Source organism: Escherichia sp. E4385, from assembly GCF_963883145.1.
Classification (GTDB): Bacteria; Pseudomonadota; Gammaproteobacteria; order Enterobacterales; family Enterobacteriaceae; genus Escherichia.
This window is the reverse complement of the sequence record NZ_CAWOOJ010000002.1, coordinates 140237-166678: the sequence shown is the minus strand read 5'-3', so window position 1 is coordinate 166678 and position 26442 is coordinate 140237. Positions and strand designations below refer to the sequence as shown.

20 protein-coding genes and 1 riboswitch are annotated in these 26442 nt (G+C 54.2%); of the genes, 4 read left to right on the top strand and 16 right to left on the bottom strand.

What is annotated here, in order from left to right:
- Nucleotides 1-2: 2 nt before the first annotated feature.
- From rsmA to lptD, 4 genes are read right to left on the bottom strand one after another with little or no spacing between them, the layout of a single operon-like run.
- The gene (gene rsmA / locus AACS80_RS03240; protein WP_075861932.1) at nucleotides 3-824 is read right to left on the bottom strand and encodes a 16S rRNA (adenine(1518)-N(6)/adenine(1519)-N(6))-dimethyltransferase RsmA; all 822 of its coding nucleotides are present in this window, start codon (nucleotides 822-824) and stop codon (nucleotides 3-5) included.
- On the bottom strand, nucleotides 821-1810 hold the full coding sequence (gene pdxA, locus AACS80_RS03235; RefSeq protein WP_135490771.1) for a 4-hydroxythreonine-4-phosphate dehydrogenase PdxA: 990 nt from the start codon (nucleotides 1808-1810) through the stop codon (nucleotides 821-823). The genes rsmA and pdxA overlap by 4 nt, the downstream gene beginning before the upstream one ends.
- Nucleotides 1810-3096, bottom strand: coding sequence for a peptidylprolyl isomerase SurA (surA, locus tag AACS80_RS03230; RefSeq protein WP_105289210.1), 1287 nt, complete (start codon nucleotides 3094-3096; stop codon nucleotides 1810-1812). The genes pdxA and surA overlap by 1 nt, the downstream gene beginning before the upstream one ends.
- Before the next feature lie 52 nt (nucleotides 3097-3148).
- Nucleotides 3149-5506 carry an LPS assembly protein LptD gene (gene lptD / locus AACS80_RS03225; RefSeq protein WP_135490773.1) on the bottom strand — a complete coding sequence of 786 codons (2358 nt, stop codon included), beginning with the start codon at nucleotides 5504-5506 and terminating at the stop codon, nucleotides 3149-3151.
- Between the two features lie 254 nt (nucleotides 5507-5760).
- Between lptD and djlA the strand changes: the two genes are divergently transcribed.
- A complete protein-coding gene (djlA, locus tag AACS80_RS03220) occupies nucleotides 5761-6576 on the top strand; it encodes a co-chaperone DjlA (RefSeq protein ID WP_135409459.1) in 816 nt (271 codons plus the stop codon).
- 117 nt (nucleotides 6577-6693) lie between these two features.
- Here djlA and rluA read toward each other — a convergent pair whose 3' ends face one another.
- The 6 genes from rluA to araB all read right to left on the bottom strand — a co-directional run bounded on the left by rluA (nucleotide 6694) and on the right by araB (nucleotide 16884).
- Entirely contained in the window at nucleotides 6694-7353 is a 660-nt protein-coding gene (gene rluA, locus AACS80_RS03215) for a bifunctional tRNA pseudouridine(32) synthase/23S rRNA pseudouridine(746) synthase RluA (RefSeq protein ID WP_000525176.1), read from the bottom strand.
- Between the two features lie 11 nt (nucleotides 7354-7364).
- Complete coding sequence (gene rapA / locus AACS80_RS03210; protein ID WP_135409460.1) at nucleotides 7365-10271, bottom strand: RNA polymerase-associated protein RapA; 2907 nt, start codon at nucleotides 10269-10271, stop codon at nucleotides 7365-7367.
- A 163-nt stretch (nucleotides 10272-10434) separates the two neighbouring features.
- The gene (polB, locus tag AACS80_RS03205) at nucleotides 10435-12786 is read right to left on the bottom strand and encodes a DNA polymerase II (protein WP_130259621.1); all 2352 of its coding nucleotides are present in this window, start codon (nucleotides 12784-12786) and stop codon (nucleotides 10435-10437) included.
- Nucleotides 12787-12860: 74 nt separating this feature from the next.
- Complete coding sequence (araD, locus tag AACS80_RS03200) at nucleotides 12861-13556, bottom strand: L-ribulose-5-phosphate 4-epimerase (protein WP_130204885.1); 696 nt, start codon at nucleotides 13554-13556, stop codon at nucleotides 12861-12863.
- Between the two features lie 114 nt (nucleotides 13557-13670).
- Complete coding sequence (gene araA / locus AACS80_RS03195) at nucleotides 13671-15173, bottom strand: L-arabinose isomerase (RefSeq protein WP_135409461.1); 1503 nt, start codon at nucleotides 15171-15173, stop codon at nucleotides 13671-13673.
- Nucleotides 15174-15183: 10 nt separating this feature from the next.
- Nucleotides 15184-16884 carry a ribulokinase gene (gene araB, locus AACS80_RS03190; RefSeq protein WP_135409462.1) on the bottom strand — a complete coding sequence of 567 codons (1701 nt, stop codon included), beginning with the start codon at nucleotides 16882-16884 and terminating at the stop codon, nucleotides 15184-15186.
- A gap of 338 nt (nucleotides 16885-17222) precedes the next feature.
- Here araB and araC point away from each other — a divergent pair, with 338 nt between their 5' ends.
- Together araC and AACS80_RS03180 are read left to right on the top strand one after the other, a co-directional pair.
- Nucleotides 17223-18101, top strand: coding sequence for an arabinose operon transcriptional regulator AraC (araC, locus tag AACS80_RS03185; RefSeq protein ID WP_130205064.1), 879 nt, complete (start codon nucleotides 17223-17225; stop codon nucleotides 18099-18101).
- Between the two features lie 85 nt (nucleotides 18102-18186).
- Complete coding sequence (locus tag AACS80_RS03180) at nucleotides 18187-18951, top strand: DedA family protein (RefSeq protein WP_130217442.1); 765 nt, start codon at nucleotides 18187-18189, stop codon at nucleotides 18949-18951.
- A 76-nt stretch (nucleotides 18952-19027) separates the two neighbouring features.
- On the opposite strand, the gene thiQ is transcribed toward AACS80_RS03180, so the two are convergent.
- The 4 genes from thiQ to sgrR all read right to left on the bottom strand — a co-directional run bounded on the left by thiQ (nucleotide 19028) and on the right by sgrR (nucleotide 24098).
- Complete coding sequence (thiQ, locus tag AACS80_RS03175; protein ID WP_135409463.1) at nucleotides 19028-19726, bottom strand: thiamine ABC transporter ATP-binding protein ThiQ; 699 nt, start codon at nucleotides 19724-19726, stop codon at nucleotides 19028-19030.
- Nucleotides 19710-21320, bottom strand: coding sequence for a thiamine/thiamine pyrophosphate ABC transporter permease ThiP (gene thiP / locus AACS80_RS03170; RefSeq protein ID WP_138183652.1), 1611 nt, complete (start codon nucleotides 21318-21320; stop codon nucleotides 19710-19712). The genes thiQ and thiP overlap by 17 nt, the downstream gene beginning before the upstream one ends.
- The gene (gene thiB / locus AACS80_RS03165) at nucleotides 21296-22279 is read right to left on the bottom strand and encodes a thiamine ABC transporter substrate binding subunit (protein ID WP_001295536.1); all 984 of its coding nucleotides are present in this window, start codon (nucleotides 22277-22279) and stop codon (nucleotides 21296-21298) included. Before thiB ends, thiP begins: the two co-directional genes overlap by 25 nt.
- A 30-nt stretch (nucleotides 22280-22309) precedes the next feature.
- Nucleotides 22310-22409: riboswitch (TPP riboswitch) on the bottom strand.
- 33 nt (nucleotides 22410-22442) lie between these two features.
- Nucleotides 22443-24098, bottom strand: coding sequence for a DNA-binding transcriptional regulator SgrR (gene sgrR, locus AACS80_RS03160; RefSeq protein ID WP_135406050.1), 1656 nt, complete (start codon nucleotides 24096-24098; stop codon nucleotides 22443-22445).
- Nucleotides 24099-24186: 88 nt separating this feature from the next.
- Between sgrR and sgrT the strand changes: the two genes are divergently transcribed.
- Nucleotides 24187-24318 carry a glucose uptake inhibitor SgrT gene (gene sgrT, locus AACS80_RS03155; protein WP_130204898.1) on the top strand — a complete coding sequence of 44 codons (132 nt, stop codon included), beginning with the start codon at nucleotides 24187-24189 and terminating at the stop codon, nucleotides 24316-24318.
- Nucleotides 24319-24425: 107 nt separating this feature from the next.
- Here sgrT and leuD read toward each other — a convergent pair whose 3' ends face one another.
- Both leuD and leuC read right to left on the bottom strand, forming a co-directional pair.
- Nucleotides 24426-25031 (bottom strand): 3-isopropylmalate dehydratase small subunit, encoded by a 606-nt coding sequence (gene leuD / locus AACS80_RS03150; protein WP_130259626.1) that lies wholly within the window; start codon nucleotides 25029-25031, stop codon nucleotides 24426-24428.
- Between the two features lie 10 nt (nucleotides 25032-25041).
- Nucleotides 25042-26442 (bottom strand): 3-isopropylmalate dehydratase large subunit, encoded by a 1401-nt coding sequence (gene leuC / locus AACS80_RS03145; protein WP_131161252.1) that lies wholly within the window; start codon nucleotides 26440-26442, stop codon nucleotides 25042-25044.

Below are 26442 nucleotides of genomic sequence, written 5' to 3'. Positions count from 1 at the left end.
CGTTAACTCTCCTGCAAAGGCGCATTCTCCGCCAGATAGTTCGCCATCTGGCAATATTGCGCGACAGAGATATTTTCCGCTCGCATCGCTGGGTCGATCCCCATTCCCGTTAACACATCGGCGCTAAACAAGTTGCCGAGGCTGTTACGAATGGTTTTACGACGCTGGTTAAAGGCTTCAGTGGTGATACGACTCAGCACGCGAACATCTTTAACCGGGTGAGGCATCGTTGCATGAGGAACCAGGCGCACGACGGCGGAATCCACTTTGGGTGGTGGTGTAAAGGCTGATGGCGGCACTTCCAGCACCGGGATCACGTTGCAATAGTATTGCGCCATGACGCTTAATCGACCATACGCCTTGCTGTTCGGTCCTGCAACCAGACGATTCACCACCTCTTTTTGCAACATAAAGTGCATGTCGGCAATGGCATCAGTATAGCTAAACAGATGGAACATTAACGGCGTGGAAATGTTATACGGCAGGTTGCCGAAAACACGCAGCGGCTGGCCCATTTTCTCTGCCAGTTCACCGAAGTTGAAGGTCATCGCATCCTGCTGATAAATCGTCAGTTTCGGGCCTAAGAACGGATGCGTTTGCAGGCGCGCTGCCAGATCACGGTCAAGTTCGATGACTGTCAGCTGGTCCAGTCGTTCGCCAACCGGTTCGGTTAAAGCTGCCAGACCGGGGCCGATTTCGACCATTGCCTGGCCCTTTTGCGGGTTAATGGCAGAAACAATACTGTCGATCACGAACTGATCGTTGAGAAAGTTTTGCCCGAAGCGTTTACGGGCTAAATGGCCCTGGTGGACTCGATTATTCATTGGGTATTAACAATCATTTTGATGGCGAGATTAAGCGCCGTAATAAAACTGCCGACATCGGCTTTGCCACGTCCCGCCAGTTCAAGCGCGGTGCCGTGGTCCACTGATGTGCGAATAAAGGGCAGGCCCAGCGTAATGTTCACACCGCGCCCGAAGCCCTGGTATTTTAGCACGGGAAGACCCTGATCGTGGTACATCGCCAGCACGGCGTCGGCGTTGTCGAGATATTTCGGCTGAAACAGGGTATCGGCAGGCAACGGCCCGTTGAGTTTCATCCCCTGCGACCGCAGTTCGTCGAGAACGGGAATGATGGTGTCTATCTCTTCTGTGCCCATATGACCGCCTTCGCCCGCGTGCGGATTCAGACCACAGATCAGAATGCGCGGTTCGGCAATACCAAATTTGGTTCGTAAATCGTGATGCAAAATAGCAATCACTTCGTGCAGAAGCGCAGGGGTGATGGCGTCAGCAATATCGCGCAGCGGTAAATGCGTTGTTGCCAGCGCCACGCGAAGTTCTTCGGTTGCCAGCATCATCACCACTTTTTTCGCCTGCGAGCGTTCTTCAAAAAACTCGGTATGACCGGTAAACGGAATGCCTGCGTCGTTGATAACGCCTTTATGCACCGGACCTGTGATCAGCGCGGCAAATTCGCCGTTAAGGCAACCGTCGCACGCGCGTGCCAGCGTCTCCACCACATAATGCCCATTCTCAACTGCTAATTGTCCCGCAGTGGCAGGTACACGTAGTGCAATGGGAAGTAGCGTCAGCGTTCCCGCAGATTGCGGTTGCGCAGGGGAGTCGGGGGAATAAGGGCGGAGGTTAAGCGGTAAACCGAGCATCGCTGCCCGGTCGGTAAGGAGAGTGGCATCGGCACAAACAACCAGTTCTACTGGCCACTCTCGCTGTGCAAGCTGGACAACTAAGTCCGGGCCAATCCCGGCGGGTTCGCCGGGAGTGATCACAACACGTTGGGGTTTAACCATTAGTTGCTCAAAATTTTCACATAAGCGCTGGCGCGTTGTTCCTGCATCCAGCTTGCTGCTTCTTCCGAGAACTTACGATTCATCAGCATGCGGTATGCACGATCTTTTTGCGCCGCATCGGTTTTATCGACGTTACGGGTGTCCAGCAGTTCGATTAAATGCCAGCCGAATGAAGAGTGAACCGGTGCACTCATTTGACCTTTATTCATGCGGGTCAACGCATCACGGAAGGCTGGATCGAAAATATCTGGCGTAGCCCAACCGAGATCGCCGCCCTGATTTGCAGAGCCAGGATCCTGAGAGAACTCTTTTGCTGCGGCAGCAAATGTGGTTTTACCGCTCTTGATATCCGCAGCAATTTGTTCCAGTTTCACGCGGGCCTGTTCGTCAGTCATGATAGGCGACGGTTTCAGCAGAATATGGCGAGCATGAACTTCGGTCACCGAGATATTTTTGCTTTCGCCGCGCAGGTCGTTAACTTTCAGAATGTGGAAGCCAACGCCGGAACGAATTGGGCCAACAATGTCGCCTTTCTTCGCGGTGCTTAATGCCTGGGCGAAGATCCCCGGCAGCTCCTGAATGCGACCCCAGCCCATTTGGCCGCCATTCAGCGCTTGCTGATCGGCAGAGTGAGCGATAGCCAGTTTGCCGAAGTCTGCACCGTTACGTGCCTGATCGACAATGGCACGCGCCTGAGTTTCTGCCTCATTCACCTGTTCAGAAGACGGGTTTTCCGGCAGCGGGATCAGGATGTGGCTTAAGTTAAGTTCAGTGCTGGCATCATTTTGATTACCGACTTGCTGCGCCAGAGCTTCAACTTCCTGTGGCAGGATAGTGATGCGACGACGCACTTCGTTGTTGCGCACTTCCGAGATAATCATCTCTTTGCGGATCTGATTACGATAGGTGTTGTAGTTCAAACCATCGTAAGCCAGACGGCTGCGCATCTGATCCAGCGTCATGTTGTTCTGTTTGGCAATGTTGGCAATCGCCTGATCAAGCTGCTCATCGGAGATTTTAACCCCCATTTTCTGCCCCATCTGCAGGAGGATTTGATCCATGATCAAACGTTCCATGATTTGGTGGCGCAGCGTAGCGTCATCAGGAAGTTGCTGCCTTGCCTGGGCAGCGTTCATTTTTACCGACTGCATTAATCCATCAACGTCGCTTTCCAGCACGACGCCGTTATTGACGACGGCTGCGACTTTATCGACTACCTGGGGGGCAGCGAAACTGGTATTCGCAATCATGGCGATACCGAGAAGCAGCGTTTTCCAGTTCTTCATACTTTTTCCATTTCAATTAACCGCACTGCGGATTACGTGGTAAATCAACAAATCACAAAGAGTTTTGATACGGCAGAATGTTCGAACGCAGCATCTCTTGCGTACCCAGACCGTAGTTGGAACTCAGGCCGCGAAGTTCGATGTTAAAGCCGATTGCGTTGTCATATATCGCATGTTGTTTATCGTTATCCCAACCGTTCAGCTTACGCTCATAACCGACGCGGATCGCATAGCAGCAGGAGCTGTATTGCACACCTAACATTGAGTCGGCTTGCTTGTTCGCGTTGGTGTCGTAGTAGTACGCCCCGACAATCGACCAACGATCGGCGATTGGCCAGCTAGCGACTGCACCCACCTGCGAAATGCCGTTTTTAAACTGTTCATATGTGGAATAATAATTAGGCAGTGTCGCCTGTATATATTCCGGGCTGGCATAGCGGTAGTTCAGCTGTACCAGACGGTCTTCATCCCGACGGTATTCAATGCTGGTGTTACTGGTGGCTACGTTATCAAGACGAGTATCGTACTGAATGCCGCCCCGCAATCCCCAGCGCTCGGAGATGCGCCAGTAGGTATCGCCAGCCCATACCAGTGAGCCCGTTTTGTCGTCATTCTCCCATGTTATGTTGTCATCGCCGGTGCGAGACTCCGTGAAATAGTAGATTTGACCAACGGAAATATTAAAACGTTCAACGGCTGCATCATCATATACGCGAGTTGTGATACCGGTCGTGACCTGGTTTGCGGAAGCAACACGGTCAAGACCGCCATAAGTCCGGTCCCGGAACAGGCCCGAGTAGTCGGATTGCAACAGTGCGGAGTCATAGTTATAGATGTCGCTCTGATCGCGATACGGCACATACAGGTATTGTGCGCGCGGCTCCAGCGTCTGGGTGTAACCCGGCGCCAGCATTTCCATATCACGTTCGAAGACCATTTTGCCGTCAACTTTAAATTGCGGCATTACGCGGTTAACAGAATCTGCCAACTTATTGTTTTGCGGGTTGCTGTTATACCAGTCGAGATTGGTCTGCTGATAATGGGTAGCCAGCAGCTTCGCTTCGGTATTGATACTGCCCCAGGTGTTGGATAACGGCAGGTTGATCGTCGGCTCCAGATGAACGCGAGTAGCCTCCGGCATATTGCTGTTTGTATTAACAAAATGCACTGCCTGACCATAAAATCGGGTATCAAACGGGCCGAGATCGTTATGGTAGTAGTTGACGTCTAACTGTGGTTCAGCGGCATAGCTGTTGCCACTGGTATCATCAAAAACCTGGAATTGTTTATGCGAAATCGTGGCGTCAAAGTTCTGCACCGCATAGCCCACGCTGAATTTTTGCGTGGCGTAACCATCGGTACTGGAACCATATTTATTATCAAAATCATTGAAATAGGTCGGGTCGCTGACTTTGGTGTAGTCGATGTTAAAGCGCCAAACCTGGTCCATCACTCCGGAGTGTTGCCAGTAGAACAACCAACGACGTGAACTGTCATCGTTCGGGTGTTCATCTTCATAGACTTTATCTGAAGGCAGATAGTCCAGTTCCATCAAGCCAGCGCCCGCCTGGGAGAGGTAGCGGAATTCGTTCTCCCACATGATGTTGCCACGACGATGCATATAATGCGGCGTGATGGTGGCATCCATATTTGGCGCGATGTTCCAGTAATATGGCAGGTAGAACTCAAAGTAGTTGGTGGTGGTGTACTTGGCGTTCGGGATCAAGAAACCAGAGCGACGTTTGTCACCCACCGGCAACTGCAAATAGGGGCTGTAAAAGATCGGAACCGGACCCACTTTAAAACGGGCGTTCCAGATCTCCGCGACTTGTTCTTCGCGGTCATGAATAATTTCGCTACCCACCACGCTCCAGGTATCAGAACCTGGCAGACAGGAGGTAAAAGAACCGTTATCCAGAATGGTGTAGCGGTTTTCGCCACGCTGTTTCATCAGGTCTGCTTTACCGCGCCCCTGACGCCCCACCATCTGATAATCACCTTCCCAGACGTTGGTGTCTTTGGTGTTCAGATTCGTCCAGCCTTTTGGCCCTTTGAGGATCACCTGGTTATCGTCGTAATGGACATTACCGAGCGCATCGACGGTACGTATCGGCTCCGGTTGTCCTGGCGCCTCTTTTTGATGAAGCTGTACTTCATCGGCCTGCAGACGGCTGTTACCCTGCATGATATCCACGCTGCCGCTAAACACGGCGTCATCGGGGTAGTTCCCCTTTGCATGGTCTGCATTAATCGTCACGGGTAGGTCATTGGTATCGCCCTGTACCAGAGGACGGTCATAGCTTGGCACGCCCAACATGCACTGTGAGGCGAGGTCGGCTGCCAGTCCCTGTTGACTATAAAGGGCGGTGGCAATCATGGTGGCCAGGAGAGTGGGGATACGTTTTTTCATACGTTGATTTTATTGTTCCATCATCGGTAACGTTGCGCGTGACAAACGGTCAGAGACTAACGTACTCGTCATCTCTACGCTAGTGTTAATCCTGTCCGAATAGCGTCTGTGGTGTTAGGCACGGCATTGAATGACAGGTATGATAATGCAAATTATAGGCGATGTCCCACAATTGACCGCAGCCGGAAAACGGTAAAAGCACCTTTATATTGTGGGAGATAGCGCTGGTTTCCGTAAGTCCATTTGGGGAATATATGCAGTATTGGGGAAAAATCATTGGCGTGGCCGTGGCCTTACTGATGGGCGGCGGCTTTTGGGGCGTAGTGTTAGGCCTGTTAATTGGCCATATGTTTGATAAAGCCCGTAGCCGCAAGATGGCGTGGTTCGCCAACCAGCGCGAGCGTCAGGTGCTGTTTTTTGCCACCACTTTTGAAGTGATGGGGCATTTAACCAAATCCAAAGGTCGCGTTACCGAGGCTGATATTCATATCGCCAGCCAGCTGATGGAGCGAATGAATCTTCATGGTGCTTCCCGTACTGCGGCGCAAAATGCGTTCCGGGTGGGAAAATCAGACAATTACCCACTGCGCGAAAAGATGCGTCAGTTCCGCAGTGTCTGCTTTGGTCGTTTTGACTTAATTCGTATGTTTCTGGAGATCCAGATTCAGGCGGCGTTTGCTGATGGTTCGCTGCATCCAAATGAGCGAGCGGTGCTGTATGTCATTGCTGAAGAATTAGGGATCTCCCGCGCCCAGTTTGATCAGTTTCTGCGCATGATGCAGGGCGGTGCACAGTTTGGCGGCGGTTATCAGCAGCAGTCCGGCGGTGGTAACTGGCAGCAAGCGCAGCGTGGCCCGACGCTGGAAGATGCCTGTAATGTGCTGGGCGTGAAGCCAACGGATGAGGCGACCACCATTAAACGCGCCTACCGTAAGCTGATGAGTGAACACCATCCAGATAAGCTGGTGGCGAAAGGTTTGCCGCCTGAGATGATGGAGATGGCGAAGCAGAAAGCACAGGAAATTCAGCAGGCGTATGAGCTGATTAAGCAGCAGAAAGGATTTAAATAAGTTTCAAAGTGTAGGCCTGATAAGACGCGGCCCGCGTCGCATCAGGCAATCGGCGCAAAATTGCCGGATGTGGCGTGAGCGCCTTCTCCGGCCTACCGAACTTCGCCAGCGTGACGATTAAAAATCCGCTGGCGCTTTAAACGTCATACTATTGCCATATGCCGGATGGGTAATCGTCAACATCTCTGCATGTAGCAACAAACGCGGTGCCATTGCTCTCGCTTCTGGTGAAGCATAAAAACGATCGCCGAGAATCGGATGACCCAGCGCCAGCATATGCACACGCAATTGATGTGAACGCCCGGTAATCGGCTTTAACACCACTCTTGCCGTGTTATCCGCCGCATACTCCACCACTTCATACTCCGTCTGCGCAGGTTTACCCGTTTCGTAACAGACTTTCTGTTTCGGGCGGTTTGGCCAGTCGCAAATCAGCGGCAGATCCACCAGACCTTCTGCGGGGGATGGATGACCCCAGACGCGGGCCACATACTGCTTTTTCGGCTCGCGCTCGCGGAACTGGCGTTTTAATTCCCGCTCCGCGGCTTTGGTCAGCGCCACTACAATCACCCCGCTGGTAGCCATATCCAGACGATGCACCGATTCTGCCTGCGGATAATCACGCTGAATGCGCGTCATCACGCTGTCTTTGTGCTCTTCCAGACGACCCGGTACAGACAACAAACCGCTCGGCTTGTTGACCACCATAATGTGGTCATCCTGATACAGGATAACCAGCCAGGGTTCCTGCGGTGGATTGTAGTTTTCCATCCCCATTTTCGGCTCCGTTACTGATGCGTCACAACGATCAAACGCAGGGCATCCAGACGCCAGCCTGCCTGATCCAGGCTTTCCATTACCTGCTGACGGTTGCTTTCAATGGCGGTCAGTTCGTCGTCACGAATGTTCGGGTTCACCGCACGCAGCGCTTCCAGACGAGACAGCTCGGCAGACAGTTTTTCGTCGGCTTCGTTACGCGCCGCATCAATCAATGCACGGGCAGATTTCTCGATCTGCGCTTCACCCAGCTGAAGGATAGCGTGAACATCCTGCTGCACGGCGTTAACCAGTTTGCTGCCGGTGTGACGGTTAACCGCGTTAAGCTGACGGTTAAAGGTTTCAAACTCAACCTGCGCTGCCAGGTTGTTGCCGTTTTTATCCAGCAGCATACGTACCGGTGTCGGCGGCAGGAAGCGGTTAAGCTGCAACTGCTTCGGCGCCTGGGCTTCAACCACGTAAATCAGCTCTACCAACAGTGTACCTACCGGCAATGCTTTGTTTTTCAACAGTGAAATCGTGCTGCTACCAGTATCGCCAGAGAGGATCAGATCCAGACCGTTGCGGATCAGCGGATGCTCCCAGGTAATAAACTGCGCATCTTCACGCGCCAGCGCCACTTCACGATCAAAGGTGATGGTGATGCCATCTTCCGACAGACCAGGGAAGTCCGGCACCAGCATATGATCGGACGGCGTCAGCACGATCATGTTGTCGCCGCGATCGTCCTGATTGATACCGATAATATCGAACAGGTTCATGGCGAAGGCGATCAGGTTGGTATCGTCATCCTGCTCTTCAATGCTTTCTGCCAGGGCCTGGGCTTTTTCGCCACCGTTGGAATGGATCTCGAGCAGGCGGTCACGACCCTGTTCCAGCTGTGCTTTCAGCGCTTCATGCTGCTCGCGGCAGTTTTTGATCAGATCGTCAAAGCCTTCGGTTTGATCCGGTGAAGCCAGATAGTTAATCAGATCGTTATATACGCTATCGTAAATAGTGCGTCCGGTCGGGCAGGTGTGCTCGAACGCATCCAGACCTTCGTGATACCAGCGCACCAGCACTGACTGAGCGGTTTTTTCCAGATAAGGCACATGGATCTGAATATCGTGTGCCTGACCGATACGATCCAGACGACCAATACGCTGCTCCAGCAGATCCGGGTTGAACGGCAGATCGAACATTACCATGTGGCTGGCGAACTGGAAGTTACGTCCTTCAGAACCGATTTCCGAGCACAGCAGTACCTGCGCACCGGTGTCTTCTTCAGCAAACCAGGCGGCAGCGCGGTCACGTTCGATAATCGACATGCCTTCGTGGAACACCGCGGCGCGAATACCTTCACGTTCGCGCAGTACCTGCTCCAGTTGCAGCGCAGTGGCCGCTTTGGCGCAGATCACCAGCACTTTCTGAGAGCGATGGCTGGTCAGGTAGCCCATCAGCCACTCAACGCGCGGATCGAAGTTCCACCAGGTGGCGTTATCACCTTCAAATTCCTGATAAATACGCTCCGGGTAGAGCATATCGCGAGCGCGATCTTCCGCACTTTTACGTGCGCCCATAATGCCGGAGACTTTAATAGCCGTCTGATACTGCGTCGGCAGCGGCAGCTTAATAGTGTGCAGCTCGCGTTTCGGGAAGCCTTTCACACCGTTACGCGTGTTACGGAACAGCACGCGGCTGGTGCCGTGGCGATCCATCAGCATCGAAACCAGTTCCTGACGGGCGCTCTGTGCATCTTCGCTGTCGCTGTTTGCTGCTTGCAACAGCGGCTCGATATCCTGCTCGCCGATCATCTCGCCAAGCATGTTCAGTTCGTCATTGCTCAGTTTGTTACCTGCCAGCAGCATGGCAACGGCGTCTGCAACCGGACGATAATTTTTCTGCTCTTCAACGAACTGCGCGAAATCGTGGAAACGGTTCGGGTCCAGCAGACGCAGACGGGCGAAGTGGCTTTCCATTCCCAGCTGTTCCGGGGTTGCGGTCAGCAGCAGAACGCCCGGCACGTGCTCTGCCAGTTGTTCAATAGCCTGATATTCGCGGCTCGGCGCGTCTTCGCTCCACACCAGGTGATGCGCTTCATCGACCACCAGCAGGTCCCATTCGGCTTCACAGAGGTGTTCCAGACGCTGTTTGCTACGACGGGCAAAATCCAGCGAGCAAATCACCAGCTGTTCGGTGTCGAACGGGTTGTAAGCATCGTGCTGAGCTTCGGCATAACGCTCATCATCAAATAGCGCAAAGCGCAGGTTGAAACGGCGCAGCATTTCCACCAGCCACTGATGCTGTAAAGTTTCCGGTACGATAATCAGCACACGTTCAGCAGCGCCAGAGAGCAACTGCTGATGCAGGATCATCCCGGCTTCAATGGTTTTCCCTAAACCCACTTCGTCAGCCAGCAGAACGCGCGGCGCGTGGCGGCGACCAACATCATGAGCGATGTTGAGCTGGTGCGGGATCAGACTGGTACGCTGGCCGCGCAGGCCGCTGTACGGCATACGGAACTGTTCGCTGGAATACTTACGCGCGCGATAACGCAGCGCAAAGCGGTCCATACGGTCAATCTGCCCGGCAAACAGACGGTCCTGCGGTTTGCTGAACACCAGTTTGCTATCAAGGAAGACTTCACGCAGGGCCACGCCGGACTCTTCAGTATCCAGGCGAGTACCGATATAGGTCAGCAAGCCATTTTCTTCTTTTACTTCTTCGACTTGCATCTGACAGCCGTCATGGCTGGTAATGGTATCACCAGGGTTGAACATCACGCGGGTCACTGGGGAATCACTGCGTGCGTACAGACGGTTTTCACCAGTAGATGGGAAAAGTAATGTGACAGTTCGCGCATCCACCGCGACAACGGTTCCAAGTCCTAATTCGCTTTCTGTATCGCTGATCCAGCGTTGACCAAGTGTAAAAGGCATATGTGTTTGGCTCTATATCTTTAATTGCAGGCAATAACTACCCGCTACCAGGCTAATGTGGTAGTGGTGTTATTCAGGTCCAGGAATGGAAAGGGCGCTATGGTACTGGATGGCAAGGCATTCGTCACGCATCAAAATGGTATCTGACGAACTCTTTTTTTGCTCAAAATAGCCCAAGTTGCCCGGTCATAAGTGTAGCAAAATTATCCTCAATAAAGGGGAGTATTCCTTCCGCCACAGGTTGAAGCTGGCGGGTCAGATAGTGTTCGTAATCCAGCGGCGAACGTCGATAGTCCAGCGGCTCCGGGCCGTTGGTGGTCCATACGTACTTAATGGTGCCACGGTTCTGGTATTGCAAGGGGCGACCGCGTTTTTGGTTTTCTTCATCGGCAAGGCGTGCAGCGCGTACATGTGGCGGTACATTACGCTGATATTCGCTCAGCGGACGGCGAAGCCGTTTACGGTAAACCAGTTGCGCATCCAGTTCGCCCGCCATCAGTTTGTCGATAGTTTCACGCACGTACTCCTGATATGGCTCGTTGCGAAAGATGCGCAAGTACAGCTCCTGCTGAAACTGCTGGGCCAGCGGCGTCCAGTCGGTACGCACGGTTTCCAGCCCTTTAAACACCATCCGCTGTTTGTCGCCCTCCTGAATCAGCCCGGCGTAGCGTTTTTTGCTGCCGGTATCGGCTCCACGAATGGTCGGCATCAGAAAACGGCAGTAATGGGTTTCATACTCCAGTTCCAGCGCACTGGTCAGCCGTTGTTTTTGCAGCGTTTCCGCCCACCAGGCGTTAACGTGCTGCACCAGTGCACGACCGATTTTCGCCGCCTCTTCTTCCGAATGTGCGCCTTTCAGCCAAACAAACGTTGAGTCGGTATCTCCGTAGATCACGTCGTAGCCCTGCGCTTCAATCAATGCTTTGGTTTGCCGCATGATCTGATGACCACGCATGGTGATCGACGACGCCAGGCGCGGATCGAAGAAGCGGCAGGCAGTAGTGCCAAGCACGCCATAAAAGGCATTCATAATGATCTTCAGCGCCTGCGACAGCGGCTTGTTGCCCTGACGTTTGGCTTCATCGCGCCCGTGCCAGATGTTAGTCACAATCTCCGGCAGGCAATGTTTCTCCCGCGAGAACCAGGCATCGAGAAAACCTTCGGTGCTGTGCTCTGGATCAGGCTGCGCCATGCCTTCTACCAGCCCGACGGGATCAATCAGAAAGGTGCGGATGATTGACGGGTACAGGCTTTTGTAGTCCAGTACCAGTACCGAATCATAAAGCCCTGGCCGCGAATCCATCACGTAGCCGCCAGGGCTGGCGTGCGGCGGCACTTCGCCGAGATTAGGCGCGACATAACCAGCGCGGTGCATACGGGGAAAATAGAGATGACCAAACGCCGCTACTGAACCTCCGTGGCGGTCTACCGGCAGGCCGTTCACCGTTGCTCGTTCGAGCAAAAACGGCATGATTTCAGTTTTATGGAAAATCTGAGTGACCAGCTCGCAATCTTTCAGGTTATAAGTCGCCAGAGCAGGTTTATCTTCGGCGAAACGGCGGTCAATTTCGTCCATTCGATCCCACGGGTTATCGATAGATTTTCCTTCGCCTAATAGCTCCTGAGCGACAGTTTCCAGCGAGAATGAAGAGAAATTCCAGAACGCGGATTTCAGCGCCTCGATACCGTCGATAATTAGCCGACCTTTGGCCTGGGCGAAAAAGACGCCGTCTTTAAAGCCGTGCTCGCGCCACTCCAGCTCGCTGTTATCGCGCCCCAGACGCAGCGGAATACGGTAACGCTCGGCATGTTTTTGCAGCATTCGCAGATCGAACTGCACCACGTTCCAGCCGATGAGCACATCGGGAGCGTGATTTGCAAACCAGGCGTTAAGTTTTTCCAGCAGCTGCGGGCGGCTGGCGACGTATTCCAGTTCGAAATCGAGCGCGGAGGCATCGCCATTCTCTGGCCCCAGCATATAAACGATGCGCTGCCCGCAACCTTCCAGGCCGATGCAGTACAGCTCACCGTGGCGAGTGGTTTCAATATCAATAGAAACCCACTTGAGTGGCGGACGATAGTCGGGATTCGGTTTCAGACGGGCATTAACGATAGCGCCATTGCGCATATCTCCCTCGACCCACACCGGAGCGGTGATGAAGCGCTCCATCAGATAGCGTTCTGGCGGGCGCACATCGGCCTCGTAGACGGTAACGCCACCTTCACGCAGGCGCTTTTCGTAACTCATCAACTGGCGATGGGCGCGACAGTAAAGGCCATACACCGGCTGACGGTGAAAATCCTTTAACGCCAGCGGTGTCAGGCGAAAGCCTTGCTCACCCTGCAAAATATGCTGAGCGCGGGGAACCTGATCGGCGGGAATAAACGCCACGGACTCTTGCGGCGCAAGCGTAACGTGCAACGGCCCGTTGTCCGTTGCCAGCCAGAAAGAAACTTCGGTCCCTTGAGGGGTATCCCGCCAGTGTCGGGTTAAGATAAAACCTGCCTGCGCCACGCTGAAAATCCAATAAAAAACCAGGCTTGAGTATAGCCTGGTTTCGTTTGACTGGCTGTGGTTTTATACAGTCGTTACTGCCCGTAATACGCCTTTGCACCATGCTTACGCAGATAGTGTTTATCCAGCAAGGTTTGCTGCATATCAGGGAGCTGCGGGGCCAGCTGGCGGCAGAAAATCCCCATATAAGCGACCTCTTCCAGCACGATAGCGTTATGCACCGCATCTTCGGCGTTTTTACCCCACGCAAACGGACCGTGAGAATGGACCAGAACGCCGGGCATTTGCGCTGCATCGATACCCTGTTTTTCGAAGGTTTCTACGATGACGTTACCGGTTTCCCACTCATATTCGCCGTTGATTTCTGCGTCGGTCATTTTGCGGGTGCAGGGAATGGGACCGTAGAAATAGTCGGCGTGGGTGGTACCGGTTGCCGGAATTGACTGGCCCGCCTGCGCCCAGATGGTGGCGTGGCGCGAGTGCGTGTGCACAATGCCGCCAATGGACGGGAATGCCTGATAGAGCAGTCGGTGAGTTGGCGTGTCGGAGGAGGGCTTTTTCGTACCTTCAACCACTTCACCGGTTTCGATGCTGACCACGACCATATCGTCGGCGGTCATGATGTTGTAATCGACGCCGGAAGGTTTGATCACAAAGACGCCGCGCTCGCGATCAACGGCGCTGACATTGCCCCAGGTCAGAGTGACCAGGTTGTGTTTTGGGAGCGCCAGGTTGGCTTCTAAAACCTGACGCTTGAGATCTTCTAACATGTTGACTCCTTCGTGCCGGATGCGCTTTGCTTATCCGACCTACAAAATCGCAGCGCGTAGGCCAGATAAGACGCGCCAGCGTCGCATCAGGCGTTACATACCTGATGCGGCTACTTAGCGACGAAATCCGTAATACACTTCGTTCCAGCGCAGCGCGTCTTTAAACGCTGGCAGGCGGGTGTCGTTATCAATCACCGTGATTTCAATGTCGTGCATCTCGGCGAACTGGCGCATATCGTTAAGGTTCAGCGCATGGCTGAAGACGGTGTGGTGCGCACCACCAGCAAGGATCCACGCTTCGGAAGCGGTTGGCAGATCCGGTTGCGCTTTCCACAGCGCATTCGCCACCGGCAGTTTTGGCAGGGAGTGCGGTGTTTTCACCGTGTCGATGCAGTTAACCAACAGACGATAACGATCGCCGAGATCAATCAGGCTGGCGACAATCGCCGGACCGGTTTGGGTATTGAAGATCAGGCGGGCAGGATCATCTTTACCACCAATACCGAGGTGCTGAACGTCGAGGATCGGTTTCTCTTCTACGGCGATCGACGGGCAGACTTCCAGCATGTGGGAGCCGAGCACCAGGTCATTACCTTTCTCGAAGTGATAGGTGTAGTCCTCCATAAAGGAGGTGCCGCCCTGCAGACCGGTTGACATCACCTTCATGATGCGAAGCAGGGCGGCAGTTTTCCAGTCGCCTTCGCCCGCAAAGCCGTAGCCTTGCTGCATCAGACGCTGTACGGCCAGGCCAGGAAGCTGTTTCAGACCGTGCAAATCTTCAAAGGTGGTGGTGAACGCGTGGAAGCCACCTTGTTCCAGGAAACGCTTCATCCCCAGCTCAATACGCGCCGCTTCCAGCACGTTCTGTCGTTTTTCGCCGTGGATTTGTGTGGCAGGTGTCATGGTGTAGCTGCTTTCGTACTCATCGACCAGCGCGTTAACATCGCCGTCGCTGATGGAGTTCACCACCTGCACCAGATCGCCAACTGCCCAGGTATTGACGGAGAAACCGAACTTGATCTGTGCGGCAACTTTATCGCCGTCAGTGACCGCCACTTCACGCATGTTATCGCCAAAACGGCAGACTTTCAGATGACGGGTATCCTGTTTAGATACCGCCTGACGCATCCAGGAGCCGATACGCTCATGTGCTTGTTTATCCTGCCAGTGACCGGTAACGACGGCATGTTGCTGACGCATACGCGCGCCGATGAAACCGAACTCGCGACCGCCATGTGCAGTCTGGTTCAGGTTCATAAAGTCCATGTCGATGCTGTCCCACGGTAGCGCCGCGTTAAACTGGGTGTGGAATTGCAGCAACGGTTTGTTGAGCATGGTCAGGCCGTTGATCCACATTTTGGCCGGGGAGAAGGTGTGCAGCCATACCACCAGACCCGCGCAACGATTGTCGTAATTGGCATCGCGGCAAATTGCGGTGATTTCGTCCGGCGTGGTACCCAGCGGTTTCAGCACCAGTTTGCAGGGCAGTTTCGCTTCCGTATTCAGCGCATTAACGACGTGCTCGGCATGTTGGGTGACCTGACGCAGGGTTTCCGGGCCATACAAATGCTGGCTGCCAATTACAAACCACACTTCATAATTATCAAAAATCGTCATTGTCGTGTCCTTATAGAGTCGGAACGGCCTGGGCAGCCTGTGCCGGGGCGGAAGTTGGAAGATAATGTTGTTCGGCGCTTATCGCCCACTGCTGATAGCGGCGATAAAGCTGTTCAAAGCGTTGTGCCTGTTCGGTACGTGGTTGCAGGGTTTTCTCTACCGCACTGGCCATTTTTTGCTGGGCTGATGGGATGTCGGCATGCACTTTCGCGGCGACGGCAGCGAAAATCGCTGCACCGAGCGCGCAACACTGATCAGAGGCAACAATTTGCAGCGGGCGATTCAGCACGTCGCAGCAGGCTTGCATAATCACCTGGTTTTTCCGCGCGATGCCGCCCAGCGCCATCACGTTGTTTACGGCGATCCCCTGGTTAGTGAAGCACTCCTGAATTGCGCGCGCGCCAAAAGCTGTAGCGGCAATTAAACCGCCGAACAGTAGCGGAGCGTCGGTAGCGAGGTTCAGGTCGGTAATCACCCCTTTCAGGCGTTGGTTAGCGTTTGGCGTGCGACGACCATTAAACCAGTCGAGTACCACTGGCAGGTGATCCAGAGACGGATTTTTGGCCCATGCTTCGGTCAGCGCCGGAAGCAGTTGTTTCTGGCTGGCTTTGATTTGCTCTTTTAGTTCCGGATGCTGGGCGGCAAGCTGTTCCAGCGGCCAGCCGAGTACGCGACCAAACCAGGCGTAGATATCACCAAACGCCGACTGACCAGCTTCCAGACCGATAAATCCAGGAACCACGCTGCCATCAACCTGACCGCAAATGCCTTTAACTGCACGCTCGCCAACGCTCTGTTTGTCGGCAATCAGAATGTCGCAGGTGGAAGTACCGATAACTTTTACCAGCGCGTTAGGCTGTGCGCCCGCGCCGACTGCGCCCATATGGCAGTCAAACGCGCCGCCGGAAATCACCACGCTTTCAGGCAGGCCGAGACGCTGCGCCCATTCCGGGCATAAGGTGCCCACCGGAATATCGGCAGTCCAGGTGTCAGTGAACAGCGGGGAAGGCAAATGGCGATTGAGGATCGGGTCCAGTTCGTCAAAGAAACTGGCTGGAGGTAAACCGCCCCAGCTTTCATGCCACAGAGATTTATGCCCGGCGCTGCAACGTCCGCGGCGAATATCCTGCGGGCGTGTGGTGCCGGAGAGCAGGGCGGGTACCCAGTCGCACAGTTCAATCCACGATGCGGCAGATTGCGCCACGGCGCTATCCTGGCGAGTCACATGCAGGATTTTTGCCCAGAACCATTCGCTGGAATAAATACCGCCAATATAGCGAGAGTAGTCAGTTTTGCCCGGTATATGACACAAGCGGGTGATCTCTTCCGCTTCTTCAACCGCCGTGTGGTCTTTCCACAAAACGAACATCGCGTTCGGGTTTTCGGCAAACTCCGGGCGCAGCGCAAGCACGTTGCCGTCGGCGTCGATTGGTGCAGGCGTGGAGCCGGTGGTGTCCACGCCAATCCCGACCACCGCTGCGCGCTGTTCGGCGCTAAGTTCTGCCAGCACGGTTTTCAGCGCCGCTTCCATTGACTCAATGTAGTCACGCGGGTGATGACGGAACTGGTTATTCGGGGCGTCACAAAATTGCCCTTCCTGCCAACGGGGATACCACTCTACGCTGGTGGCGATCTCTTCACCGGTGGCGCATTCCACCGCCAAAGCTCGCACAGAATCACTGCCAAAATCGAGGCCAATTGCAATCGCCATCGTTTCACTCCATCCAAAAAAACGGGTATGGAGAAACAGTAGAGAGTTGCGAAAAAAAGCGTCAGGCAGGATCCGCTAATCTTATGGATAAAAATGCTATTGCATAGCAAAGTGTGACGCCGTGCAAATAATCAATGTGGACTTTTCTGCCGTGATTATAGACACTTTTGTTACGCGTTTTTGTCATGGCTTTTGCCCCCCTTTGTTACAAAATGCTTTTCACAAGCGGGGTTGCCGGTTGGATTAGCGAGAAGAGCCAGTAAAAGACGCAGTGACGGCAATGTCTGATGCAATATGGACAATTGGTTTCTTCTCTGAATGGCGGGAGTATGAAAAGTATGGCTGAAGCGCAAAATGATCCCTTGCTGCCGGGTTACTCGTTCAACGCCCATCTGGTGGCGGGTTTAACGCCGATTGAGGCCAACGGTTATCTCGATTTTTTTATCGACCGACCGCTGGGAATGAAAGGCTATATTCTCAATCTCACCATTCGCGGACAGGGCATAGTGAAAAACCAGGGGCGAGAATTTGTCTGCCGACCAGGCGATATTTTGCTATTCCCGCCGGGAGAAATTCATCACTACGGTCGTCATCCGGAGGCCCGCGAATGGTATCACCAGTGGGTTTACTTTCGCCCCCGCGCTTACTGGCACGAATGGCTTAACTGGCCGTCGATATTTGCCAATACCGGTTTCTTTCGCCCGAACGAAGCGCATCAGCCGCATTTCAGCGATTTGTTCGGGCAAATTATCAATGCCGGACAAGTGGAAGGGCGCTATTCGGAGTTGCTGGCGATAAATCTTCTTGAGCAATTGTTACTGCGGCGCATGGAAGTCATTAATGAGTCGCTACATCCGCCAATGGATAATCGGGTACGCGAGGCTTGTCAGTACATCAGCGATCACCTTGCGGACAGCAATTTTGATATCGCCAGTGTCGCACAGCATGTCTGCTTGTCTCCGTCGCGTCTGTCGCATCTGTTCCGCCAGCAATTAGGGATTAGTGTCTTAAGCTGGCGCGAAGATCAACGCATCAGTCAGGCGAAGCTGCTATTGAGCACGACTCGTATGCCTATCGCCACCGTCGGGCGCAATGTTGGCTTTGATGATCAACTCTATTTCTCACGGGTATTTAAAAAATGTACAGGCGCCAGCCCGAGCGAGTTTAGGGCAGGATGTGAAGAAAAAGTGAATGATGTAGCTCTCAGGTTGTCATAATTGGTAACGAATCAGACGATTGACGGCTTGACGGAGTAGCATTGGGTTTGCAGAATCCCTGCTTCGTCCATTTGACAGGCACATTATGCAAGCATTGCTGGAACACTTTATTACCCAATCCACTGTGTATTCATTGATGGCGGTGGTGTTGGTGGCCTTTCTGGAGTCACTGGCGCTGGTCGGTTTGATTCTGCCCGGTACGGTGCTGATGGCGGGGCTTGGGGCGCTGATAGGTAGCGGCGAGTTAAGTTTTTGGCACGCCTGGCTGGCGGGGATTGTTGGCTGCCTGATGGGCGACTGGATCTCCTTCTGGCTGGGCTGGCGGTTTAAAAAGCCGCTGCATCGCTGGTCATTTCTGAAGAAAAACAAAGCGTTACTCGATAAAACCGAGCATGCGCTGCATCAACACAGCATGTTTACCATTCTGGTCGGACGCTTTGTCGGGCCGACGCGCCCGCTAGTGCCAATGGTGGCGGGGATGCTGGATCTGCCTGTGGCGAAATTTATCACGCCAAATATTATCGGCTGCCTGTTATGGCCTCCGTTTTACTTCCTGCCGGGGATTCTGGCGGGCGCGGCGATCGATATTCCTGCCGGAATGCAGAGTGGCGAGTTTAAATGGTTGCTGCTGGCGACGGCGGTGTTTTTGTGGGTTGGCGGTTGGTTGTGCTGGCGATTATGGCGCAGCGGCAAGGTAACCGATCGTTTAAGTCATTATTTGTCGCGTGGTCATCTGCTGTGGCTGGCGCCGCTAATTTCTGGTGTTGGTGTTGTGGCGCTGGTGGTGTTAATTCGCCATCCGTTGATGCCGGTGTATATCGATATATTGCGTAAAGTGGTTGGGGTTTAGAGGATAGTCTTGTGCGGGGCGCCTGATGCGGACAAAACGTCGGATAAGGCGTTCACGCCGCATCCGACAGTGCATATTAACCTTTAATTCCCAACAGCGCCGAAGCACTCGCCTTACCACTCAACAACTCATCGGTCATACCCTGCCAGGCGATGCGCCCGTCGGCGACCACCACCGAGCGCGTGGCGATCCGCGCCGCATCTTCCACACTGTGCGACACCATCAATAACGTCATTTTTTGCTGCTGGCAGCTTGTACTGACCAGCGTCAACATCTCCTGACGTAACGCCGGATCGAGCGCCGAGAACGGTTCATCGAGCAATAAAATCGGCTGTTCGCGCACCAGACAACGCGCTAACGCCACGCGCTGCCGCTGACCGCCGGAAAGCTCGCCCGGTAACCGCGTTATTAAATTATCAATTCCCATCTGACGGGCGATAGCGTGCATTTTCTCCTGCTGTGCCGCGTTCAGCTTCAGTCCTGGATTAAGCCCCAGCCCGATGTTCTGCGCGACCGTCAGGTGACTGAACAGGTTGTTCTCCTGAAACAGCATCGATACCGGACGGCGTGACGGCGGCGTCGTGGTGTGATCAACGCCGTCGATAGTCAGCGAACCGCTGGCTGGCGTCAGAAAACCGGCGATCAAATTCAGTAGGGTACTTTTACCCGCGCCGCTTGGCCCGAGGATCGCCACCTGCTCGCCGCGCTCCACCGTTAAGCTAAAACGCATCGGCAAATGGTGATAAAGCCAGGTGATATCAGTCAGTTTTAACATTTCGCCCCGGTAGTTTTTCAATCACGGTAAACAGCAGAAAACAGAGCAGCAGCAGAATTAACGCGGTGACCGCGCCGTCCTGGCTGCGATAGGAGCCAATTTGCTGGTAGAGATAAAACGGCAGGGTGCGGAAATCATCGTTACCGAACAACGCCACCACGCCAAAATCACCAATCGACAACACGCAGGCAAAGGCCAGCGCCTGCGCCAGCGGACGTTTCAGAGCGCTCAGCTCCACCACTTTTAAGCGCGACCAGCCTTCAATGCCCAGCGACTGACACAACATGCTGTAGCGGGCGGTGATATCGCGCATTGGGTTTTCCAGCACCTTCAGCGCGTAAGGGATCGCCATTAACGCATTGGTGAAAATCACAATGCCGTCAGCAGATTGTGGCAGGCCAATAGTGTTGTTGAGCAGCAAAAAGAAGCCCGTTGCCAGCACAATCCCCGGCATGGCGAGGATCAACATGCCGCTCATCTCCAGCGCCTGACCCGCCAGCATTTTTTGCCGCGCCCGCAGTTCGCGACTGCTCCATAGCAGCATCATGGTCAGCACTACGCACAATACACCTGCCGCCAGCGCAATACGCAACGAGGTCCACAGCGCCTGCCACAGCACCGGTTGTGCCAGCACTTCTGGCAACTGGCGATTTACCCCATCGACAATCACCGCCAGTAACGGTGGCAGCAACAACACCAACGCCAACACGATCAATACCGTATCGCAAATACGGCTGTGCAGACGATCGTCCGGGTCGCGCCAGCCCTGAACCAACGTGGTACCAGGCGCAATGGCCTTACTCAATCGCTGACTCAATAGCACCAGTCCGAGGCAACACACCATCTGGATCAGCGCCAGCATCGCCGCGCGGGCAGGATCGTAGTCGTAACTCAGCGCCTGATAGATTGCCAGCTCGATAGTGGTCGCCTGCGGACCGCCCCCCAGCGATAGCACGGTGGCGAAGCTGGCGAAACAGAGCATAAAGATAAGCGCAGCAACCGGCGGAATTTGTCGCCGTAACCACGGCCATTCGACGAAACGAAAGAAGTGCCAGCCGCGCATCCCAAGCTGGGCAGCAAGCTGGCGCTGCTCGCCGGGAATGTTTTCCAGCGCCTGGAGTAATAAGCGGCTCGCCATCGGCAGATTAAAAAATACGTGCGCCAGCAAAATACCTTGCAGGCCGTAGGGCGAAAAGGTCCACTCCAGACCAAGCGATTGCCAGAGCGATGCCAGCCAGCCCTGGCGACCATAGACGCTAAGAATGCCGAAAACGGCGACCAGCACCGGGAGGATCAAGGTCATTGCGCACAGACGCAACAGCGCCTGCCGCCCCGGAAAGCGCCTGCGGTAGAGGGCGCGGGCGAGGAAAATCGCAGGAACGACAGAGAGCAGCGCCGAAAGAAACGCCTGCCAGAAGGAGAAACGCACCACATGCCACAGGTAGCTGTCCTGCCAGATTGCCACCCAGTCACCCTGCGGCGCGTTCCACCACAGGGCGAGAAACGCCGCCAGTGCAACCGCCACCACAAGCGTAGCGGCGCTTACACCTGGAATTAACCAGCCGGGAATTAACGGCTGACGGCGCGTTGCCATTCGCTAATCCATGCCTGACGTTGTGCCGCCACTTCGGCTGGCGTGAACTCCAGCGTGGTTGCTGGTTTGGTCAATTGTTCAAAACCGGCAGGCAGCGTGACGTTTGCCACCGGATACATCCAGTTGCCGGTTGGGATCGCATTCTGAAAAGCCGGAGAAACCATAAACTGGAGGAATTTTTGCGCCAGCTCCGGCTGCTTGCTGGCAGCGGTGCGGGCGGCGACTTCCACCTGCAGATAGTGACCTTCGCTAAAGTTCGCGGCGGCGTAGTTATCTTTTTTCTCTTCGAGAATGTGATAAGCCGGAGAGGTGGTGTAACTCAGTACCAGATCGCTTTCGCCTTTTAAAAACAGGCCATAGGCTTCGCTCCAGCCTTTGGTGACGGTGACAGTTTTCTTCGCCAGTTTCTGCCAGGCCTGCGGGGCGTCATCGCCATAGACTTTTTGCATCCATAGCAACAGACCCAGCCCCGGCGTACTGGTGCGCGGATCCTGATAAATCACCCGCCAGTTTTGATCGCTCTCAACCAATTCTTTCAGGCTTTGCGGCGGATTTTTCAGTTTGTTCTTGTCATAGACGAAGGCGAAATAGCCGTAATCAAACGGTACGAAAGTGTCATTATTCCAGCCGCCGGGAACGTTAACGGCATCCGCTGCCACGCCGCTTTTGGCAAACAGTCCGGTTTTACTGGCGGCGTCTAACAGGTTGTTATCCAGCCCCAGTACTACATCGGCTTTGCTGTTTTTGCCTTCCATCCGTAGACGGTTGAGAAGCGAAACGCCATCTTCCAGCGCCACCAGTTTCAGTTCGCAGTTACAGTCGGCTTCAAAAGCTTTTTTGATCTTTGGACCAGGCCCCCAGTCGGCGGCGAAGGAATCGTAGGTATAAACAGTCAGAACGGGTTTAGCGAAAACAGGCGCTGTGCACAGCAACAGCAGGGGAAGACATTTTTTTAACACTTTGCACCTCAAAAAAGAGTGGCAAAGGACTTGAGAAGGAGCCTCAAATCCCTTCGCCGGCGTTATCCGGATCAGGTTCGACGGGTATTTTCTCAGCGCACGCGTCCGCGTGGCACCCCGTTGAGAACGGCGTTAGTGTAGTGATTTTGTTATCAACCAGCAATCATGGATCCGGTGGCGCAAACCACGCTGATTTAAAATCGAACCAGCCGAGGGTGTTCATGCGCAGGCCGCGCATACTGCGTTGCCCCTGAATAATCAGCCAGTGGTGGATCAGCGGCACCATCGCTTTGCTGGCTACTAACCGCTGACACCAGTTCGCCAGGTTCATCTCGCCGTTGCGCCAGCGCGTGGCGTCGGCTTGCCAGTCGAGAGGAATACAGTGTTGTAGCAGCGGTACTTCGTACAAATGCGCAAACAGCGAAAAATCCAGCGGCAGCGTAAAGTTGGCGCTGTTAAGCCAGATGTCGCTTTCGATCTCACCTTCGTGCCACTGATCGTAGCTGATCTCTTTGATTTCCAGGGTGACCTGGTGACTTGCCAGAATCTGCTGCATGATCCTGGCAATCACCCGATGTTCAATATGATCCTGATAAAAGGTCAGGGTGAGATGTTCCAGCCCGGCAGGTTTTTCGCAATGTGTTGGGCGGGCATGGTGCCAGCGGGGGAGCAGCCCATAGGCCGGAAACCACAGTTGCTGGTACTGTTCCTCGGCGAAATAAACCAGATTGGTCGGCGAAAGCACATAGCTTATCCAGTCTCTGACTTGCTGATTCGCTCCGCGATGGGTGCGACTGTCGAACAGTAGATAGTAGCAACCTTCTTCAAGGCGACTTTCAATCTCTTTTTCCTCGCCCTGCGGCCCTTTCAGCATCAGGCCTCCTGCGGGGTCATCGGCAATTTCCGGCAAGACCCAGACGTTAACTTCGTCGATTAATGCCCGATAACCGAAGAAATCATCGAATGCCTGAATTTTCAGTTGGTTAGTGCTGTTACGCATTACCGCATACGGACCGGTACCGATAGGGTGGCTGGCAAAATTGCTGAGGGTTTCCCATTCACGCGGCAGGATCATCGCCGGAACTTGCGCCAGCAGTAACGGCAACCAGCGATCTGGCTGAGTGAGATGAATATCCAGCGTCCAGGGCGTCGGCGACACAATTTCAGCGATGTGGGAATAGAGCGGCAGCGTATTGATCCGCTTCAACGAGGCGATGACGTCGTCTATTTCCAGTTCACGACCATGATGAAAATGGACCCCGGGGCGCAAAAAGAAGCGCCAGTGGAGTGGGGAAATTTGCTGCCAGTGGTGGGCGATGTCCGCCTCCAGTTCCCCATTTTCCTCATTTATGCGGGTTAACGCGCTGAAGATTTGCCGGGCGATATGCGTTTCGGAACGGCGTAATGCGCTGCCAGGCAGCAGATTACGCAACGGGCGATAGTAGAGCACGCGCAGGATGTGCCGCCCCTGGCGGAAGCTACGCCCCAGATGGGAAATCAGCATTTGCCGCACAGCCGTTTTGTCGCCAACCAGCTGCACCAGTTGGTCGATATGATCCTGTTCAAGCAAATCTTCTGCCCGCTGTTGCTGAAGCGCCAGTCCGGTGTAGAGGAATGTCAGACGCGAGCGTTTACCGCGCCCGACTTCAGCTTCCCATGTTAACCAGCCGCGATCCTGCATGGTGTTGAGCAGGGTGCGCATATGACGACGGGAGCAACTCAATAACTCCGCCAGTTCGTTGAGCGTTGTGTCCTGCGATTTACCCTCGCAGCATTGCCACAGGCGGATGAATTGTTGTTGCAGACGAGCTGATGGCATAAAAGGGGAACTCCTGCGCAAAAGTCAGCAATTTTATTTTCCCTATATTAAGTCAATAATTCTTAACGATGAAGCAAGGAGGTGCCCCATGCGTCAGTTTTATCAGCACTACTTTACCGCGACAGCGACGTTGTGCTGGCTGCGTTGGTTAAGCGTTCCACAACGATTAACCATGCTTGAAGAGCTGATGCAGTGGGAGGGGAGTGATTCTGAATACTGATTTGCGGACATCATGTGTGACTGAGTATTGGTGTTAATCGCCACGCCAGCAGTGATTATCTGCTGGCTTTTTTCTTTTTGGCGATTGAGTGCCGGACGGCGTACAAACTAACGCATAAATGCTGGTTGCTTCTCTTCATAAGTGGCAATAGCGTCGTCGTGCTGCAGCGTCAGACCGATGCTGTCCAGCCCATTCATCATGCAGTGGCGGCGGAAGGCATCGATGCTAAACCGATAGGTTTTCTCACCCGCTTTCACCTCTTGCGCTTCCAGGTCCACGTCGAAATGAATCCCCGGATTGGCTTTCACCAGCGCAAACAGCTCATCCACTTCGTCATCATTTAATTTCACCGGCAGCAGCTGGTTGTTGAAGCTGTTGCCGTAGAAGATGTCAGCGAAACTCGGCGCAATCACCACTTTAAAACCGTAATCGGTCAATGCCCACGGCGCGTGCTCACGCGAGGAGCCGCAGCCGAAGTTTTCCCGCGCCAGCAAAATGGAAGCGCCCTGATACTGCGGGAAGTTCAGCACGAAGTCCGGGTTTGGCTGTTGGCCTTTTTCATCCAGAAAACGCCAGTCGTTAAACAGATGCGCGCCAAAACCTGTACGCGTCACTTTCTGCAAAAACTGTTTCGGGATAATCGCATCGGTATCGACATTGGCGGCATCCAGCGGAACCACCAGGCCTGTATGTTTGATAAATTTCTCTGCCATGGTCTGCTCCTTATTTAATGTTGCGAATGTCGGCGAAATGTCCGGTCACAGCAGCGGCGGCAGCCATTGCCGGGCTGACCAGATGCGTGCGCCCGCCGCGCCCCTGGCGGCCTTCAAAGTTACGGTTGCTGGTGGAGGCACAACGTTCGCCCGGATTCAGACGGTCGTTATTCATCGCCAGACACATTGAGCAACCAGGCAAGCGCCATTCAAAACCGGCTTCAATAAAGATTTTGTCCAGACCTTCCGCTTCCGCCTGAGCTTTTACCGGGCCAGAGCCGGGAACCACCAGTGCCTGTACACCTGGCGCGACTTTTCGCCCTTTGGCGATTTCCGCCGCCGCGCGTAAATCTTCAATACGTGAGTTGGTACAAGAACCGATAAACACTTTATCGATAGCGACTTCGGTCAATGGAATACCCGGTTTCAGCCCCATATAGGCCAACGCTTTTTCTGCCGACGCGCGCTCAACCGGATCGGTAAACGAAGCCGGATCGGGAATATTGTCATTCACGGAGATCACCTGACCGGGGTTAGTTCCCCAGGTGACCTGCGGGGCGATCTCTTCTGCTTGCAGAGTCACAACTGTATCGAAAGTTGCACCTTCGTCGGTTTGCAGGGTCTTCCAGTAGGCGACGGCATCGTCAAAATCTTTGCCTTTCGGCGCATGCAGACGGCCTTTGACATAGTTAAAGGTGGTTTCGTCAGGTGCAACCAGACCGGCTTTCGCGCCCATTTCGATTGCCATATTGCACAGGGTCATACGACCTTCCATGCTTAAATCACGGATTGCTTCGCCGCAAAACTCCACCACATGCCCGGTGCCGCCAGCGCTGCCGGTTTTACCGATAATTGCCAGCACGATATCTTTCGCGGTAATGCCCGGCGCGGCTTTGCCCTGGACTTCAATTTTCATGGTCTTCGCGCGGCCCTGTTTCAGGGTTTGCGTTGCCAGCACGTGTTCAACTTCAGAAGTACCGATACCAAACGCCAGTGCGCCAAAAGCGCCGTGGGTGGCGGTATGCGAGTCGCCGCAGACAATGGTCATCCCTGGTAAGGTGACGCCCTGTTCCGGCCCCATCACGTGGACGATCCCCTGATACGGGTGATTCAGGTCATACAGCTCGACGCCAAATTCTTTGCAGTTTTTGATCAGCTCCTGCATCTGGATCCGCGCCATTTCACCGCAGGCATTAATGTCTTTGGTCTGGGTGGAGACGTTGTGATCCATGGTGGCGAAGGTTTTCCCCGGCTGACGCACCGGGCGGCCGTGGGCGCGCAGGCCATCGAACGCCTGCGGTGAGGTCACTTCATGCACCAGGTGGCGGTCGATATATAACAGCGGGGTTTCGTTTTCGGCTTCGTACACTACGTGAGCGTCGAACAATTTTTCGTATAACGTCTTAGCCAT

What these genes read in the sequence shown, in the direction of transcription:
- sgrR (WP_135406050.1), bottom strand. Translation starts at nt 24,098, where the DNA reads ATGCCATCAGCTCGTCTGCAACAACAATTCATCCGCCTGTGGCAATGC.
- leuC (WP_131161252.1), bottom strand. Translation starts at nt 26,442, where the DNA reads ATGGCTAAGACGTTATACGAAAAATTGTTCGACGCTCACGTAGTGTAC.
- AACS80_RS03180 (WP_130217442.1), top strand. Translation starts at nt 18,187, where the DNA reads ATGCAAGCATTGCTGGAACACTTTATTACCCAATCCACTGTGTATTCA.
- lptD (WP_135490773.1), bottom strand. Translation starts at nt 5,506, where the DNA reads ATGAAAAAACGTATCCCCACTCTCCTGGCCACCATGATTGCCACCGCC.
- pdxA (WP_135490771.1), bottom strand. Translation starts at nt 1,810, where the DNA reads ATGGTTAAACCCCAACGTGTTGTGATCACTCCCGGCGAACCCGCCGGG.
- rsmA (WP_075861932.1), bottom strand. Translation starts at nt 824, where the DNA reads ATGAATAATCGAGTCCACCAGGGCCATTTAGCCCGTAAACGCTTCGGG.
- thiP (WP_138183652.1), bottom strand. Translation starts at nt 21,320, where the DNA reads ATGGCAACGCGCCGTCAGCCGTTAATTCCCGGCTGGTTAATTCCAGGT.
- araC (WP_130205064.1), top strand. Translation starts at nt 17,223, where the DNA reads ATGGCTGAAGCGCAAAATGATCCCTTGCTGCCGGGTTACTCGTTCAAC.
- djlA (WP_135409459.1), top strand. Translation starts at nt 5,761, where the DNA reads ATGCAGTATTGGGGAAAAATCATTGGCGTGGCCGTGGCCTTACTGATG.
- araA (WP_135409461.1), bottom strand. Translation starts at nt 15,173, where the DNA reads ATGACGATTTTTGATAATTATGAAGTGTGGTTTGTAATTGGCAGCCAG.
- rapA (WP_135409460.1), bottom strand. Translation starts at nt 10,271, where the DNA reads ATGCCTTTTACACTTGGTCAACGCTGGATCAGCGATACAGAAAGCGAA.
- thiQ (WP_135409463.1), bottom strand. Translation starts at nt 19,726, where the DNA reads ATGTTAAAACTGACTGATATCACCTGGCTTTATCACCATTTGCCGATG.
- araD (WP_130204885.1), bottom strand. Translation starts at nt 13,556, where the DNA reads ATGTTAGAAGATCTCAAGCGTCAGGTTTTAGAAGCCAACCTGGCGCTC.
- sgrT (WP_130204898.1), top strand. Translation starts at nt 24,187, where the DNA reads ATGCGTCAGTTTTATCAGCACTACTTTACCGCGACAGCGACGTTGTGC.
- araB (WP_135409462.1), bottom strand. Translation starts at nt 16,884, where the DNA reads ATGGCGATTGCAATTGGCCTCGATTTTGGCAGTGATTCTGTGCGAGCT.
- rluA (WP_000525176.1), bottom strand. Translation starts at nt 7,353, where the DNA reads ATGGGGATGGAAAACTACAATCCACCGCAGGAACCCTGGCTGGTTATC.
- surA (WP_105289210.1), bottom strand. Translation starts at nt 3,096, where the DNA reads ATGAAGAACTGGAAAACGCTGCTTCTCGGTATCGCCATGATTGCGAAT.
- leuD (WP_130259626.1), bottom strand. Translation starts at nt 25,031, where the DNA reads ATGGCAGAGAAATTTATCAAACATACAGGCCTGGTGGTTCCGCTGGAT.